We start from the raw sequence: 15,884 nt of genomic DNA, 5'->3' as shown, positions 1-15,884 counted from the left end.
GGAGGGCCGCCCATGCCGACCATCGCGCAGATCGCCGAGGCCCTGGGGGCCGAGGCCGAGGGCGACCTTCGCATCGAGGTGGATGGCGCCGCCGAGCCGGCAGCGGCCGGATCCCGCGACTTGGCGATGGCCCTGTCGCCCAGGTGGGGCGAGGCGCTGGGGCAGGGACGCGCCCGGGCGGCACTGGTCTGGCCCGGCGCGGACTGGCGCGCGCTGGGGCTGGAGGCGGCGGTCTTCGCGCCGCGCGGGCGGCTCGCCATGGCGGGCCTCACGCAACTCCTCGACGAGCCGCCGTTCCCTCCCGGCATCCATCCGTCGGCCTTCGTGGACCCGACCGCCCGGCTGGGCGAGGGCGTCGGGATCGGTCCTCTCACGATCATCGCCGCGGGAGCAGAGATCGGCGATGGCACCTGCATCGGTCCGCAGGTGACGGTCGCGGAGGGGGTCCGCATCGGCTCGCAGGGTGTCGTCCACGCCGGCGTCCGGCTGAACCGCCGCGTCACCATCGGCGCTCGCGCCATCCTCCAGCCCAACGCGGTGATCGGCGGCGACGGCTTCTCCTTCGTGACCCGTGAGCCCGCCTATGTGGAGATCGCACGCGAGACCCTGGGCAAAGGGCCAATCCCGGTCCCTGAGGACCCGAGCTGGCACCGCATCCACTCGCTGGGCGGGGTGGTGATCGGCGACGACGTGGAGGTGGGGGCCTGCTCCACCATCGATGCCGGGACGATCCGGCCGACGCGGGTGGGCGACGGCACCAAGATCGACAACTTGGTGATGGTGGCCCACAACGTCGTCATTGGGCAGCACTGCCTTCTCTGCGGGCAAGCCGCCGTCGCTGGGTCGAGCGTGATCGGCGATCGCGTGGTGATGGGCGGTCGCGCCGGGGTGGGGGACAACCTTACCGTGGGCGACGACGTGGTGCTGACCGGCAACACTGGCGTCCTGTCGAACGTGCCCTCCGGCCGGGTGATGATGGGCTATCCGGCGACCCGGATCGACCAGCAGATCGAGAGCTACAAGGCGCTCCGCCGCTTGCCCCGCATCCTGCGCGACCTTGCCGCAGGGGTTTCAAAGCAACCCAAGGACGGCTAAGTCAGGCGCCGTCAGGCATCGGGGACTTCCATGGACACGCGCGAGCGCGTCATCGCGATCATCGCCGAGCAGGCTTTCCTCCAGCCCTCCGACGTGCGCGAGGACATGACGCTGGGCGACCTCGGCATCGACTCCCTGGGCGTCGTCGAGAGCATCTTCGCCATCGAGGAGGCGCTCGACATCCGCATCCCCTTCAACGCCAACGACCCGCAGGCGAGCGAGTTCGACATCTCCTCGGTGGGCCGCATCCTGGGCGCGGTCGAGCGGCTGGTGGCGGAGCGGGCCTGATGCGCCGCGTCGCCATCACCGGCGCAGGGACGATCAACGCCCTGGGCCACGACGTGCCGTCCACTCTCGCCGCGATGCGCGAGGGAGTCTGCGGGATCGGCTCGCTCGACATCCGCGACGTGGAGCGGCTGTCTATACGCATCGGCGCGCAGGTCCGCGACCACGACGAAAGCACGCGGTTCGGACGGCAGCAGGCTGCGCTCTACGACCGCTTCACGCAGTTCGCCCTGATCGCCGCCGAGGAGGCTGTCGCGACCTCGGGCCTGTGCTTCGAAGGCGAGCTTGGGCTGCAGGCCGGCGTGATCCTGGGCAACAGCGGCGGCGGGCTGGGAACCATCGACGACAGCTATCGCGCCGTCTACGAGGAGGGGAGGAGCCGCGTCCATCCCTTCGTGGTGCCGCGCCTTATGGGCAACGCCGCCTCCAGCGCCGTGAGCATGGCGCACGGATTGCGGGGGCCAACCTTCACCGTGGCCTCGGCCTGCGCCTCCTCGAACCACGCGATGGGTCTCGCCTTCCAGATGGTGCGGTCGGGGATGGCCGACGTGATGCTGGCCGGCGGGTCCGAGGCGATGCTCTGCTTCGGCGGGCTCAAGGCCTGGGAAGGACTGCGAGTCATGTCGCCCGACGCCTGCCGCCCGTTCAGCGCGACCCGCAGCGGCATGGTGCAGGGCGAGGGCGCGGCGGTCTTCGTGTTCGAGGACTGGGACCGGGCAGCGGCCCGTGGGGCCGAGATCCTGGCCGAGGTGGCGGGCTTCGGCATGACGGCGGACGCCCGTGACATCGTCCTCCCGTCCGTCGAAGGGGCGGAGCGGGCGATGCGCTTGGCTTTGGCCGACGCAGGCCTCGACGCCGATCAGGTCGGCTACGTCAACGCCCATGGCACCGGGACGGCGGCCAACGACCGGACGGAGTGCGAGGCCATTGCCGGAGCCTTCGGCAACCACGCCGGGCGGCTGATGGTGTCCTCGACCAAGGCGATGCATGGCCACGTCATCGGCGGCACCGGCGCGATCGAGCTGCTGGCCTGCCTGTCGGCGCTGCGCGACGGCGTGGTGCCGCCCACCATCGGCTACGAAGCGCCCGACCCGGATTGCCCGCTGGACGTGGTGCCGAACGCGGCGCGCCAGGCCAGGATCTCGGCCTGCCTGTCCAACGCCTTTGCCTTCGGCGGTCTGAACGCCGTGCTGGCGCTCAGGGCCGCCTGATCGGAGCGGAAGCCCGCCGAGGCCGGCTCCCGCTCCGGGGCCGTCATTCCTGCGCCGGAGCCGGGACCGAGCTGCTGTCGAAACCGGCCGTGAAGCCCGAGAGCGAAATCGCGAGGTTCACCGTCTGGTCCGGCGCGGCGGCCGGCACGATGGAGAGCTGGGCCGCGTTGCCCGCCTTGAACTGGTCGAGCTCCTCCTGCGTGAAGCCCACGCGCGCCACGCAGCCGGCGCGGTTGCAGAAGGTGAAGGGGTAGCGACGGGCGGCATTGCCATCCACCGACAGGGTCAGCTCCTCGGTCAGCAGCGTCTCAAGCGGGGCCACGATGGTCGCGCCGGCGGCGGCGCGCTGGCCCTCGGGCAGCGGGAACATGCTGATCTCGGCGACGTTGTTGCCGTCCTCGTCCTTGAGGAGCTGATAGAGTTGGCAGGGATCGGGGCCTTCCTCGGCCTTGAGGCAGCGCAGCGCCCACTCCCCGAAGGTCTCGCGGGTATAGGCCTCGCCGACGCGGGGCTCGCCCGGGGCGGCCGGCTCGCCCATGTCGAGGCCGGCGGCGGGGGCGGCGCCTTCGGCGGCCGGCACCTGGGCCGGCGCGTCAGCGGGAGCCTCCTGCGCGGCGAGTGGGGCCGCCCAAGCGAGGAGAGCGAGAAGGGGCAGTGACTTGAGCGTGATCGACATCGTGCCGTGTCCGTTCCGAGATGTGGCGTCGCGGCCGATTAGCACGGGGCGGGCGCGGTGTCAGGGGCCCTCGCCCGAATCCGCGCAATGGGGCTATCACATGAAAAAGGGGCGCGCGGTCGCACCCCTTTCCCGTTCTCTCCCTGCCGGACTTGGCCAGCTTTCGACGGAACGTTAGGGCAAGGCCAAAAACCCGTCAACGGCTTTCGAGCGGGAGCCTCCAAGTCGCGCAGATCCGAATCGGCGGCTCCCGGCCAGGGGGCGTGCCGGATGGGGCGCGGGCGCCCGAGCCGCGTTCGGGCCCGACCGGAAAAAAGGCCGCGTCCAAGGACGCGGCCAGTCCGACAGGGAGGAGAGCCGACCCCTGGGCGCCCAAGCCCTGGCATCGGATGCATCCACCATCGCAGACGGAGGTTAAGGATCGGTTGAGCGATCCGCGTCGGGCGACGATTTCGGATCGTCCGCCAGCGGGTGGCGGGTCAGCACCAGCTCCGACAGCCGCTCGTCGAGGACATGGGTGTAGATCTCGGTCGTGGCGATGTCGGCATGGCCAAGCATGGCCTGAATCGACCGCAGGTCCGCCCCGCCCGCCAGCAGGTGGGTCGCAAAGGCGTGCCGGAGCCGGTGGGGCGCGACCCTGTCGGCCGGCACCCCGGCCCGGAGCGCCAGGTCCTTGAGCAGGGCGAAGAAGCCCTGACGAGTCAGGTGCCCCGCCGCCCCGCGCGACGGGAACAGGAACCGCGACGCCGGGCGGCCCTCCGGGCGCTCCGCCTCGGCGGCGTCGCGCGCCCCGAGCCAGTCCCGCAGCGCCTCGCGCGCCGGTGGCGACAGGGGGACGAGCCGCTCCTTCCCACCCTTGCCCCGCACGAGCACCACCTTGGGGTCGCCCCGCGCCGCCGCGACGGGCAGCGACACCAGCTCGCTGACCCGCATCCCCGTCGCATAGAGCAGCTCCAGCAGGCAGGCGTTCCGAACCGCGTCGCGCGGGGTCGCGCGGGCGGCGGCGATGAGCGATTCGATCTCGCGCAGATCGAGCGTACCGGGCAGGCGGCGCTCGCGTCCCGGGCCGGCCAGCCGCAGGACGGGGTTGTCGGCGCGGAAGCCCTCCTCTTGTGCGAACCGGAAGAGCTGCCGGATCGCGGACAGCCGGCGCGCCCGCGTGGCCCTGGACAGGCCCTCGGCCTCGCAGGCCACGAGATAGGCGTCCACCTCGGGGGCGCCTGCCGTGGCAAGGTCGCGCCCCTGCCGCCCGAGCCAGTCCGAAAAGGCCGCGAGATCCCGGGCATAGGCCAGCCGCGTGTTGAGCGCGGCGTCGCGTTCGGCAGAGAGCGAGTCGAGAAAGGCCCCGACCCAGCGGGCCGAGCTCACGCCCGGTCCTCCAGCAGCAGGAACTGGAGCGCCGCCCGGCGGGCGTAGTCCTCCAGACCCGCCGCGCGCAGCGCGGCGATGGCCTCGGCGGCGGCCTGGTGGTCCCCGTCGAGCCCCTGCTGGAACGCGGCGATGGCGCGGAGCAGGGCCTCGCCCACCCGCCCGCCGGCCAGCGTCTCGGCCAGGGCGGAGGAGGGCGCGGCGCCGCCGAACCCGGCCAGGACCGCGGAGCTGCGGGCATCGACACCCTCGACGCCCTCCGTTTCTCCGGTGGCGACGGCCCGCCATATCCTCTCCTGGGCGCTGGCCGGCTCGCGCGTCCGAGCCGCCGCCTCGTAGGCCGGGGACAGCAGCGCCACGCGATGGGCCAGCGCCCCCGCCGGGCCGTCGAGCCGCAGCTTCAGGAGGTCCCCGCCGAACAGCCGGGCGAGGGGCACCTCCAGCGCGACGGGCCCGAGCGCCGCCCAGGCGGGCCCGAGCGCCGCCGCCACCGCCGCCCGGTCGCCCGACAGGATCGCCGCGTCGAGCGCCTGCACCGCCGCGGCCCGGTCCCAGACCCCGCCGGACGCGGCCGGGGCGCGGGCGGTGTAGATGCCCAGCAGCACGTTCTCGGACAGCGCATCATGCCGCGCCAGCCGCTCGGCCGCCTCGATCTGCGCGCGCCAGGCCACGGTGTCGCGCAGGTCGGCGTGCGAGAAGGCCAGCGGCAGTCCGGTCGTCGGCATGAGATCCCCCACCGCCTCCCGCAGGCGGTAGACGAGCGGGCTCGGGCGGGATGGCGGCGGCAGGCCGTCGGGCTCGGCGAGCTCGGGATCGAGGAAGCGGGTCAGCAGCGCGTCGTCGTCCGGCGTCACGTCGCCCAGCGCCCGCGCGCCGTTCAGCGTCAGGACGGCGGCGTTCCAATCGCCGTTCCTCGCCAGGCAGAAGACCCGCGCGGGCAGGGTCGGCGCCAGCGACGAATGTTCCCGCAGCAGCTCGCAGGCCTCGGCCTCGGTGCCGCGCAGGAGCGAGGCGTCGAACCAGCGCCGAAACACCTGCGGGTCGAGAAGGTCGCCCGACTCGAGCAGCGACTGGGCGCCCTCCAGCGCCCCCATGTCGAGAAGCTTGTCCACCCGGGCGAGGAAGAGCGCGCCGCCCCCGTCGCCGGCGGGCGGCGCGGCCTCGGCCAGCATCAGGGTCACGAGGAGATCCTGCAGCGCGGGCAGCGTTTCGACCTGCTCGGCGCGGATGAGCTGGATCAGCGTCACCGGATCGCTCCGCGACCACAGGTCGGCCGGCAGGCCCGTCACGTCGGGCGGCAGGATGCCGGTGGCGGGCTGGGCGCCGTCCAGAGGCGCGACGGTGACGCCCGGCGGCTCCGCCCGGGACGCCACCGGCGGCTCGGCGGGCCGTGGCGCGACGATCGGGGCAGGCGTGTCCTCGACGCTGCGCGACAGCCAGTCGATGGCCGAGAGAGGCTCGCTCCTGTCTTGCGCCTGGGCAGGCGTGGCCAGCGCGACAAGGGCTGCCAGGGCGGCCGGCGCGGCGCGGCGCATCCTCAGTCGAGGTCCAGGTCGAGCGGCTGCGTGACCTCGCGCAGCGGCGGCGCGAAGTCGCCCGGCAGGACCAGCGGCCCCAGATAGGCATAGCCTATCAGCGCGATCCCGGCGAGCATCGCCAGGACCAGCAGAACCTTGATCAGTCGCCACATCGTCCCGTCCGTTCCCCCAGCGACGATCCTTCGCCGCCGGTCGGGTTATATATGGCCTTTTTCCGGACTACACCCCATTAGGGCAGGACGAGAGCGAAATCGGCGAACGGCTCCGGGGTCGCGCGCCACAGGACGGCCCGACGGATGCCAGGGAGCGAGACGATCAGGAACCCGGCGCGCCGACGCGCGCCCGAGCCGCCGGCGCGGGAGCCTGCGGGGCCGCGCCTCCGCCGGTCCGTGGCGCTCGTGGGGATGATGGGATCGGGCAAGACCGCCGTGGGCAAGGCGCTCGCCGCCCGGCTGGCCGTGCCGTTCCTCGACAGCGACGCCGCCATCGAGGAGGCGGCGCAGGCCACCATCCCCGAGATCTTCGCCCGCGACGGCGAGCCCTTCTTCCGCGACCGCGAGGCCGAGGTGATCGCCCGCCTGCTGGCCGGGCCGCCGGCGGTCCTGTCCACCGGTGGTGGCGCCTTCATGGCCGAGCGCAACCGCGCGGCCATCGCCCGGGCGGGGGCGGCGCTCTGGCTCGACGCCGACCTCGACCTCCTCTGGGACCGGGTGCGCCAGAAGGACTCGCGGCCCCTGCTGCGGACCCCCGATCCGCGCGGGACGCTCGCGCAGATCTATCGCCAGCGCGTCCCGGTCTACCAGTTGGCCGAGCTGCGCGTCCGCACCGAGCCGGGCTTCTCCATCGAGCAGACCGCCGACCGCGCGCTTGCCGTCCTCGCCACCCGTCCCGACATCCTGGAGACCACATGACCGTCCGCGTGGACCTGCCCGGCCGGGCCTATGACATTGAGATCGGCGCCGGCCTCCTCGACCGCGCCGCCGTCCACCTGCGCCCGTTCCTGCGCCGTCCCCGCGTCGCCATCGTCACCGACGCCCGCGTGGCGGAGCTGCACTGGCCGCGGCTCCGGGACGCGCTGGCCCGCGACGGGATCGACGCCGAGGCGCTGGCGCTGCCGCCCGGCGAGGGCACCAAGGACTGGGAGCACCTGTCGCGCACGGTGGACTGGCTCCTGGAGCGGAAGGTCGAGCGGGGCGACCTCGTGCTGGCGCTGGGCGGCGGGGTCATCGGCGACCTCGCGGGCTTCGCTGCGGCGATCCTGCGGCGCGGGGTGCGCTTCGCGCAGGTTCCGACGACGCTCCTCGCGCAGGTCGATTCGTCGGTGGGCGGCAAGACCGGCATCAACACCCGGCACGGCAAGAACCTCGTCGGCGCCTTCCACCAGCCGGTGCTGGTCCTGGCCGACACCGGCCTCCTCGCGACGCTGCCGCGCCGGGACTTCCTGTCGGGCTACGGCGAGGTGGTGAAGTATGGCCTCCTCGGCGACGCCGCCTTCTTCGACTGGCTGGAATCGCACGGCCCCGGAATCCTCGCGGGCGAGGCCGCCGCGCTCGACCGCGTCGTGTGCCGCTCCTGCGAGATGAAGGCCGAGATCGTCATGCGCGACGAGACCGAGGAGGGCGACCGTGCCCTCCTGAACCTCGGCCACACCTTCGCCCACGCGCTGGAGGCCGCGACCGGCTACGGGGACCGCCTCCTGCATGGCGAGGCGGTGGCGATCGGCCTCGGCCTCGCCTTCGACCTCTCCTCCCACCTCGGCCTCTGCCCGCAGGAGGAGCCGTCGCGGGTGCGCGCGCACCTGCGGGCGATGGGCATGAAGGCGGCGCTGCGGGACGTGCCGGGCGACCTGCCCGGCCCCGAGGGCCTGCTCCGGCTCATGGCCCAGGACAAGAAGGCGGTGGGCGGCCGGCTCCGCTTCATCCTGGCGCGCGGCATCGGCCGGGCGTTCGTCGCCGACGACGTGCCGACCGAAGCTGTGACCGGCGTCCTGGCCAACGGCTAGGCGGGGTCGACAGCCGGGCCTGCCGGTTCGGTGGAGAGCTGGCGATGCGGCTCCGTGGTGGGGCGCGGGGCGGATGAATGGCGGTCGTGCGGGGCGAATCGAGCCTGATGCGGCCGGGCAAGGCCGGGGACCCGGGCCACACGGGATTGGCCGACCGCTGACTTGTTGACGGCTGCCTGTGGGTGCTGCGGTCGGGGCGCCATGGTCGATGGCCGACGGCGCATAGCCGCTTCGGCCGGCGGGGCCATGCCGGCGCAGGGGAGCGCGTGCTCGTGGCGCTCACCATCGATCGCCGCAACCAGGCCCGATGATCGACGGCACCGCCATGCGCGCCCGTCAGCACGCGCCGACCGGAAGGGAGAACGTCCATCCCGCCCAGGGGGCCTGCGGGCGTCGTCCCGTTGACTGTCGCGTGGGGACCGGAAGACCCCAACCCGGCGACCTTCGCACCATCGCGCCCCGGCCGGGCGACGGCTCGCGCGGGTGGGCAGGCGGTTGACATCCCGTCCCCGTGCCCGACATCCTTGCACATGCAAGTCATTCGCAAAGGCCGCCCCATGTCCCTGATGAACGGCTGGCGCCAGGAGCGCTCGGCCCCCCCGCTGTCCGAGGTCTACCGATCGGTCGCCGTCGGCCTGGGCGGCACGCCCCTGCGCCGCGTCCTGGCCTTCGCCGGGCCGGGCTACCTCGTGGCGGTCGGCTACATGGACCCGGGCAACTGGGCGACCTCGCTCGCCGGGGGGGCGGCCTTCGGCTATGCGCTCCTGTTCGTCGCGCTGCTGTCCAACATCATGGCGATCCTGCTCCAGTCGCTCTGCGCCCGCCTCGCCGTCGCCTCGGGCCGCGATCTCGCGCAGGCCTGCCGCGACGCCTTCCCCCGCTGGGTCTCGGCCCCTCTGTGGATCCTGGCCGAGCTCGCCATCATCGCCACCGACCTCGCCGAGGTGATCGGGACGGCCATCGGCCTCAACCTCCTGTTCGGCATCCCGCTCGAGATCGGGGTCTTCATCACCGCCGGCGACGTGTTCCTCATTCTCTGGCTCCAGAGCCGCGGCTTCCGCTACGTCGAGGCCATCATCATCGGCCTCCTGGGCGTGATCGCCGCCTGCTTCGCCATCCAGATCGCGCTCGCCGACCCGGAATGGTCGCAGGTCATCGCGGGCTTCGCCCCCACGCGCGAGATCGTGCTCAACGACCAGATGCTCTACCTCGCGCTCGGCATCATCGGGGCCACGGTGATGCCCCACAACCTCTATCTGCATTCCGGCATCGTGCAGACCCGCGCCTGGACGCAGGACCCGGCGGGCCGGCGCGAGGCGCTGCGGCTCGCCACGACCGATTCCACCGTGGCGCTGATGTTCGCCCTCACCATCAATGCCTCGATCCTGATCCTCGCGGCCTCCACCTTCCACGCGAACGGCCTTTCGGACGTGGCCGAGATCGACCGCGCCCATGTCCTGCTAGAGCCTCTCCTGGGCTCCTCGCTCGCGCCGGTCCTGTTCGGGGTGGCGCTGGTCTGCTGCGGGTTCAGCTCGACCGTCACCGCGACGATGGCGGGGCAGATCGTGATGGAAGGGTTCCTCCGATGGCGCATCGCGCCCTGGGCGCGGCGGCTGGCGACGCGACTCATCGCCATCGTGCCGGCCGTGGCGGTGATCCTCTGGTACGGGAGCGGCGAGCTCGGGCGGCTCCTGATCCTCAGTCAGGTGGTCCTGAGCTTCCAGCTCCCCTTCGCCATCGTGCCGCTGGTGATGTTCACGGCGTCCCGCGCCAAGATGGGCGAGCTGGTGGCCCCGCGCTGGCTGACCGCCGTCTGCGCCCTCATCGCCGCGCTCATCATCGGGCTCAACGTCAAGCTGCTGTCGGACTTCGCCCTTGGCTGAGGCCGCGCGCCGCGATCAGAACAAAGGCTCGCAGAAGCCCACGTCGGCGTTCAGGTCGGCCAGGACGCGCGCGTAGCGGACGCATTCCCCGGCCGAGGGCAGCTTGACCAGGAAATCCGGCCTGGCATCGAGCCTGGGCTCGGTGGTCGTCATCACGTAATGCCCCTCGAGGAGCTCGCGCGCGGGCAGGCTCGCGGCGGCGCTGACGCCGTCGTAGGCGTAGATGCCGTCCTCGGCGGCGCGGTCGAGGATCAGCCGGACCTCCGGCACCGGGGGCGGGCGACCGTCGAAGGGATTGGGCGCGCCGCTGGCGACCCAGGCGAGCAGCCCCAGGCCGGCCAGCGTGAGCCCGATCGCCACGGACGGACCCGACCGACGCGCCCCGGAACGGAGCGGGCCCGGGGGACGAGGCGCGGCGAAGGCGGCCGGATGCGTCGAGGAGGGATGGCTCATCGGGACCTCGTGTGTTCCTCTGCCTTCCCAGCTATGCGATGCGCGGGCCGAGGTCTTTGGTTACCGCTCGCCTAGCGCCCGCTTTCTTCTTCCGCTTTTAGGAAAAGTTAACCCGCGGCTCGGCGCGCGCCGTATAGGACCGACCCTGGTTGGCTTCTGCAAGGTCCCGGCGCCGCCTGGGAATCAGGCGGCCTCGACCAGGACCGCCCGGAGCTGGTCGAAGGACTCGACGGCGATGCGTCCCAGCTCCGCCCGCAGGGCGGGCGACAGGTCGTAGGCGCGCGTCGCCTCGCTCAGCAGGGAGAAGGTCTGCGCGTCCTCCTGCCGCAGCCGCTGGAGGACGGGTCCGGACAGGCCGAGGCGGGGGAGGGAGGTGGCTACGGTCCTGCAGGCTGCGAGGTCGGCCAGGATGTAGTCTCCCGAGCGGGAGGGTGTCAGACTCTGGCAGGGCAGGCCCATCTGGCCCATCAAGGCCGCCTGCCTTTCGTAGGCCGACCGGAAGGCCTGGGCGAGATGCCAGGCCCGGCACGTCGTGAGATCGATAACCTGCGCCATCGCGAGAACCCCGAACCGCTTCGAATCAGGCGATAGCGCATCGAAGCTAAGATTTCGTAAACGTGGCGCCGGCCTGGGTTGCGGGCGGGACGTGCTGAAGCCCGTGGTCCGGGCGGAGACCGGCCCTGCGACCGGCCCGGGATCTGCGCTCCGGCCGCAGGGCGCAACGTCGATGTCACGCCAGCCGCCTCCGGGGCGAACGCCGCCTGCTTGATGACGGATGGGGTCGTGCACCGCATCGGTAACAGACGTAGGTCGTTCGTGCCATGGCCTGCCTTCGAGGCAGGCCGACGACGGCCCCGTCCCGAATCGCCGTCCGGGATGGTTCGCGAAATGCGATGCCGTCGCGCAAAGCCGCGATCTTGGCCGCCCAAGGGGCCAGCAGACGGGGTGGCGGGCGTGGGGATCTCGGGTTCAGAACTTGATGGCGGGTGCGGGGGGCTCCGCCTCGGCGGCGGCGCGGGCGTGGAGGGGTGCGAAAAGCCCGGTGTCGGTCAGGAACTGGTCCACCGCGCCGTCCGAGATCATGACCCCGAGCATCGGACCGCAGTCGGGTCCGTCGGGCGCCGTTTCGAGCGAGACAATGCCCCAGTCAAGGTAGTTGACGAGCGTGCGCCGGAGCGAGCAGGGGTCATCGTGATCGAGCCCTTCGGTCAGCCGCAGGAGCACCAGGGGATCGACTGCCCAGAAGAGGACGAAGGGCTCGTTCCGGCCGGTGCCGGAGGCCAGGCCGTACTTGGCCTCCAGGGAGGGGCGGACCTGAGCGACCGCAGCCTCCAGGCCACCGGCCGACGGCGGAAAGACCCGGCGGCCGACCGCCGTGACCGGAGAGCCGGCGCTGGCCGGATCGTGGAACAGGACGACGATCTCGCCGCCCCCTGTCGCGGTCAACTGGACGCGATGGCCCAGGGCCGGGTCCTCGCCATCGCTGACATGACGATCCGCCGTCCCGCCGATGAAGGCCAGCGCCGCGGCCTCGGCCTCGGCCAGCGGCATCCCGAGCCGCACGCCGGCCACGTCCCAGGCGGGGTCCTCGGCCGGGACCGACATGGGGGCGGGGGCCGCGATCTCGATCACGCCGGTTTCCGCCACCGCGCCGGACTCGTCCCGTCGCTGCCACGCCAGCGACGCCGGGGCGACGTCCAGCAGGACAAAGGGCGCGCCGGTGGCATCGGTCTCCAGCGTGGCCGCCAGCACGTCGAGCGTCAGGTCGCCCCGGTCCTGGGTCGGCACGAAGGGAAGGGGGATGCCATACCAGGCTGGATGGGGATGCATCGCCACCACGGCCGTCGCATGGCGGCCCGAGCCCATCGGCACGAAGCCGAGGCTGTCGGGGAGGATCGCCTGCGCCGCGGCCAAGGGGGCGCTCTCCCAGCCTTGCCGTCCGGCCTCCGGCGCGCCGCTGAGCCGCAGCGACTCCATCGGGTCGAACTCGGCCACCTCCTGCGCGGCGTGCATGGACAGGCCGGGAACGGTCACCCGGTTCGGCAGGCTCTGCGACTGCGCGGCGATCCAGTCCCGCATCCGGGCGAGGTCCCCGGCCGTGGGGTCGAGATACGAGCCGAGAAGCGCCGGCGAGACGACCAGGGGGAAGCTGGTGAGCGGCGCGTCCGACCTCGTGGCCAGCGCCGTCTCCTGGTCGCGGCGGATGGCGAAGGTCTCGGACACGAAGGACGTGTCGTCGAGAAGGGCCGGGTCCGCGCCGGCCCGCCACAACCGGGGCCACAAGGCGTCGAGGACCGGCGGCCCATCGAAGACCGAGGCCGCCCTTTCGATCGGCAGCCGCCCGATCTCGTTCCAGGAGCTCAGGCCGTCGTGGACCACCGCCTCGGTGGCCTCCAGCTCAAGGAGGATACCGCCGTCGATCGGGCGGAGCCCGCGCACCTCCAGCCGGGTCAGGACGATTCCGCGCGCGGGCTGCTCGCTTCCGTTCGGATCGAAGTCAGGATGCTCCCAGACTTTCCGAAGCGACTTGTCCGCCTGGAACCCCGCCACGGCGGCCTCGATCGCGCGACGCGCCTCGGCCGGGGGTAGATGCCACTGCGTCGGAAGGGCGCCGGTGGTGGACAGGTCGAAATCGACCTCCGCTCCGCCCTGCTCCCACCAGCCGCCCGGCACCCGGCTCACCTCCAGGGCCAGGACCTCGTTGGCCACGTCATAGGGCCCGAACCCGATCTCGCTCACGTCCAGGAGGGTCATCGGCGCGGCTGCGGCCCGGCTCATGAGATCGTCGCGGAAGGCCGCAAGGAAGGCCTGCCGACTGTCCTCGGCCGCGAACTGCGTGGCTCCGCGCCACCCGGCGCCGCTCCAGTCGAAGGCTCCGCCCTGCCCGCCGAGGGGGCCGGAGGAGACGAAGGGCTCGATCTCGGCGCGCGGCAGCAGGCGCGCGAAGTCGAGGGTCGAGGACGGATCGTCGAGAAGGCCGGGGTTGCCCTTCAGCGCGTAGAGGAGGACCAGGCGCGATAGCGCCCCGCGCTGCGCCTCAGTGCCGTCGTCGTCGCCAGGGCTGCCATCGAAGATCCAGGGATCCTGGCTCACCACCACCGCCCCGCCCGCCATGGCCGCGCCCGAGGCGGGGTCCTGCCCGACCTCGAGCATGGGCGGGAGGTTCACGGGGATGCTTCCCGCAGTCCGTGACCCTGGCCGGGCGTTGCCGGCCTGTGGCGCCGTGGAGCCTTCGCCGGCCGCCGCGACGATCAGCGACTGCGCCTGACGGATCGGCGTCTGGTAGGGGTCGAGGCCCCGGTCCGTCAGGAACCGCGCGATCGCCTGCCCGGTCCGCCGCCCCGCCACGCCATCGGCCGTCCCGGCGTCGTAGCCCAGCGACCGCAAGGCGAGCTGGAGCCTCGCCATCTCGTCCCGAGGCAGCACCTCGGCGGGAGGCGCGGGCGCGGCTCCCCCGACGCCGCCGGCGAGCCGGGCCATTTCCACGTCGGTCAGCATGCCCGTGGCGGGGAGCCCCTGGTCGGCTTGCCAGCGGGCGATCGCCGCCTGGGTGCGCTGTCCGGCCTGCCCGTCGGGCGGGCCCGCGTCGTAACCCAGCGCGTTGAGCCGCTCCTGGGCAAGTGCGATGGCGGGAGAGGAGGCACGGGCGGCGCGCGGGGCCGTCTGGCGCGCGGGCGATGCGGCGGACGGAGCCGAAGGCGCGGCCTGCTGGAGTCGCTGCGTCTCGATGATCGCCCGCAATCCGAGCCCGAGGATGCGCTCCAAGTCATCCGCCGCCGCTGCGGTCGTCACTCCGAGCGCCAGCAGGCAGCTCGGGAGCACCAGTCGCACGCCCATGTCCGATCCCCCTTCGACATCGGAAGGTTACGAACCAACTTGCCCCAGCGTCAATACGATCTCCGGGAGGAGCGTCATGGGATCGGCCGCGCCCAGGCGGAAGGGTTTTCCCGCGTCTCCGCCAAGGAAGGCAGGCGCGCCTGGTCTCTGGCCTTGATCGGCGTCGGTCCTGGCCGGCCCTGCCACGGGCTCCGCCGACCTGCGGCTTGGGCCGCTTCGCCGCCTCCGCCGCGCCGGGCTGCGCCAGCCCGGCATCCTTGCGCCTGATCCACGCACGGGCGGGGGACTCGCGGTCGAAGGTCGCGGCCTGCGAATGCACGACCTTGCCCCCTCGCCAGACCTTCACCTGCGCCGTATATCCGGTCGATCCGTCGCGGCCCGTCCGCTTCGTGATGATGCCCAGGACGATTGCACGCCTCCTCGCTCCGGCTACTCCGTAGCCGCCGCGAGGCAGGAACCCGCCGGAACCGACGAGAACAAGAGCAGATCCGCAGGCCCCCGCCATGACCGACACCGCCCAGAACCTGCGAAATCTCCACGACGGCAAGGCGTCTCGCCTGTCCGTCGCGCCGATGATGGACTGGACCGACACCCACTGCCGGGCCTTCCACCGGGTCCTGTCCCGCCGCGCGCTTCTTTACACCGAGATGGTGACCGCCCCCGCCATCCTCCACGGCGACCGCTCGCGCCTCCTCGGCTTCGCGCCTGCCGAGCAGCCGGTGGCGCTCCAGATCGGCGGCTCCGACCCGCGCGAGCTGGCCGAGGCGGCGCGGATTGGGGGCGACTGGGGTTATCCGGAGGTGAACCTGAACTGCGGCTGCCCCTCGGACCGGGTGCAGTCGGGTTGCTTTGGCGCGGTGCTAATGGAGAAGCCGGACCTCGTGGCCGAGGGCCTTCGGGCCATGCGCGAGGCGACCGACGCCGAGATCACCGTCAAGTGCCGCATCGGCGTGGACGACCAAGACCCCGAATCGGCGCTGCCGCGCTTCCTCGACGCGGTGGCCGGGGTCGGGGTGCGCCGCGTCACCATCCACGCCCGCAAGGCGTGGCTCCAGGGCCTCAGCCCCAAGGAGAACCGCGAGGTGCCGCCGCTCGACTACCCCCTCGTCCTTCGGATGAAGGCGCGGTTCCCCGAGCTTCACGTCTCGCTCAACGGCGGGGTGCAGACGCTCGCGCAGGCGGAATCGCTGCTGGCGCAGGGCCTCGACGGCGTGATGATCGGGCGCGCGGCCTACCACCAGCCCTGGGACATCCTGGGCGAGGCCGACCGGCTCTGGTCCGGGACGCCGCCGCTCGCGGGGCCGGAGGAGGCCGCCCGCGCCATGATCCCCCAGATCGAGGCGCATCTCGCGCAAGGCGGGCGGCTCCATCAGGTGACACGCCACATGCTCGGCCTCTTCGTCGGGCGGCCCGGCGCGCGGGGCTGGCGGCGCATCCTGTCCGAGGAGGCGAACCGCCCCGGCGCGGGGGTCGGGGTGCTTCTCAAGGCGCTCGCGGCGGTCGAGGAGGAAGGCCGGCGCGCGGCCTGACGGGCCA

Annotated in this window: 14 protein-coding genes; 7 read left to right on the top strand and 7 right to left on the bottom strand. The window is 72.6% G+C overall.

Going from position 1 to position 15,884, the window contains the following annotated elements:
* The first annotated feature begins 12 nt into the window (after positions 1-12).
* Genes J2Z33_RS01285 through J2Z33_RS01275 form a run of 3 tightly spaced genes read left to right on the top strand, consistent with a single transcriptional unit; the run spans position 13 to position 2,591 of the window.
* Positions 13-1,095 carry a UDP-3-O-(3-hydroxymyristoyl)glucosamine N-acyltransferase gene (locus tag J2Z33_RS01285; RefSeq protein WP_209837063.1) on the top strand — a complete coding sequence of 361 codons (1,083 nt, stop codon included), beginning with the start codon at positions 13-15 and terminating at the stop codon, positions 1,093-1,095.
* A 30-nt stretch (positions 1,096-1,125) separates the two neighbouring features.
* Positions 1,126-1,383 carry an acyl carrier protein gene (locus J2Z33_RS01280; protein WP_209837062.1) on the top strand — a complete coding sequence of 86 codons (258 nt, stop codon included), beginning with the start codon at positions 1,126-1,128 and terminating at the stop codon, positions 1,381-1,383.
* Complete coding sequence (locus J2Z33_RS01275) at positions 1,383-2,591, top strand: beta-ketoacyl-[acyl-carrier-protein] synthase family protein (RefSeq protein ID WP_209837060.1); 1,209 nt, start codon at positions 1,383-1,385, stop codon at positions 2,589-2,591. The genes J2Z33_RS01280 and J2Z33_RS01275 overlap by 1 nt, the downstream gene beginning before the upstream one ends.
* Before the next feature lie 43 nt (positions 2,592-2,634).
* Here J2Z33_RS01275 and J2Z33_RS01270 read toward each other — a convergent pair whose 3' ends face one another.
* The 4 genes from J2Z33_RS01270 to J2Z33_RS01260 all read right to left on the bottom strand — a co-directional run bounded on the left by J2Z33_RS01270 (position 2,635) and on the right by J2Z33_RS01260 (position 6,325).
* The gene (locus tag J2Z33_RS01270) at positions 2,635-3,267 is read right to left on the bottom strand and encodes an invasion associated locus B family protein (RefSeq protein ID WP_209837058.1); all 633 of its coding nucleotides are present in this window, start codon (positions 3,265-3,267) and stop codon (positions 2,635-2,637) included.
* Between the two features lie 414 nt (positions 3,268-3,681).
* Positions 3,682-4,635: a site-specific tyrosine recombinase XerD gene (locus tag J2Z33_RS01265; RefSeq protein WP_342454100.1), complete on the bottom strand. Its 954-nt coding sequence runs from the start codon at positions 4,633-4,635 to the stop codon at positions 3,682-3,684.
* Positions 4,632-6,170 (bottom strand): hypothetical protein, encoded by a 1,539-nt coding sequence (locus J2Z33_RS18135; RefSeq protein WP_245218381.1) that lies wholly within the window; start codon positions 6,168-6,170, stop codon positions 4,632-4,634. Before J2Z33_RS18135 ends, J2Z33_RS01265 begins: the two co-directional genes overlap by 4 nt.
* 2 nt (positions 6,171-6,172) lie before the next feature.
* Positions 6,173-6,325: a hypothetical protein gene (locus J2Z33_RS01260; protein ID WP_209837054.1), complete on the bottom strand. Its 153-nt coding sequence runs from the start codon at positions 6,323-6,325 to the stop codon at positions 6,173-6,175.
* Between the two features lie 144 nt (positions 6,326-6,469).
* Here J2Z33_RS01260 and J2Z33_RS01255 point away from each other — a divergent pair, with 144 nt between their 5' ends.
* From J2Z33_RS01255 to J2Z33_RS01245, 3 genes are all read left to right on the top strand, one after another.
* Positions 6,470-7,084 carry a shikimate kinase gene (locus tag J2Z33_RS01255; RefSeq protein WP_209837052.1) on the top strand — a complete coding sequence of 205 codons (615 nt, stop codon included), beginning with the start codon at positions 6,470-6,472 and terminating at the stop codon, positions 7,082-7,084.
* Positions 7,081-8,175: a 3-dehydroquinate synthase gene (aroB, locus tag J2Z33_RS01250; RefSeq protein WP_209837050.1), complete on the top strand. Its 1,095-nt coding sequence runs from the start codon at positions 7,081-7,083 to the stop codon at positions 8,173-8,175. The genes J2Z33_RS01255 and aroB overlap by 4 nt, the downstream gene beginning before the upstream one ends.
* Before the next feature lie 557 nt (positions 8,176-8,732).
* Positions 8,733-10,058, top strand: coding sequence for an Nramp family divalent metal transporter (locus tag J2Z33_RS01245; RefSeq protein ID WP_245218379.1), 1,326 nt, complete (start codon positions 8,733-8,735; stop codon positions 10,056-10,058).
* A gap of 15 nt (positions 10,059-10,073) precedes the next feature.
* On the opposite strand, the gene J2Z33_RS01240 is transcribed toward J2Z33_RS01245, so the two are convergent.
* The 3 genes from J2Z33_RS01240 to J2Z33_RS01230 form a co-directional block, all read right to left on the bottom strand.
* Positions 10,074-10,418 (bottom strand): hypothetical protein, encoded by a 345-nt coding sequence (locus J2Z33_RS01240; protein WP_209837048.1) that lies wholly within the window; start codon positions 10,416-10,418, stop codon positions 10,074-10,076.
* A 276-nt stretch (positions 10,419-10,694) separates the two neighbouring features.
* On the bottom strand, positions 10,695-11,066 hold the full coding sequence (locus J2Z33_RS01235) for a hypothetical protein (RefSeq protein WP_209837046.1): 372 nt from the start codon (positions 11,064-11,066) through the stop codon (positions 10,695-10,697).
* A gap of 414 nt (positions 11,067-11,480) precedes the next feature.
* Complete coding sequence (locus tag J2Z33_RS01230) at positions 11,481-14,348, bottom strand: peptidoglycan-binding domain-containing protein (protein ID WP_209837044.1); 2,868 nt, start codon at positions 14,346-14,348, stop codon at positions 11,481-11,483.
* A gap of 503 nt (positions 14,349-14,851) precedes the next feature.
* Here J2Z33_RS01230 and dusA point away from each other — a divergent pair.
* Positions 14,852-15,877, top strand: coding sequence for a tRNA dihydrouridine(20/20a) synthase DusA (dusA, locus tag J2Z33_RS01225; protein WP_209837042.1), 1,026 nt, complete (start codon positions 14,852-14,854; stop codon positions 15,875-15,877).
* The last annotated feature ends 7 nt before the right edge of the window (positions 15,878-15,884 follow it).

The organism is Rubellimicrobium aerolatum (assembly GCF_017872975.1).
GTDB classification, from domain to species: domain Bacteria; phylum Pseudomonadota; class Alphaproteobacteria; order Rhodobacterales; family Rhodobacteraceae; genus Rubellimicrobium; species Rubellimicrobium aerolatum.
Note: the sequence above shows the minus strand (reverse complement) of the source record. Positions and strands in the feature narration are given on the sequence as shown.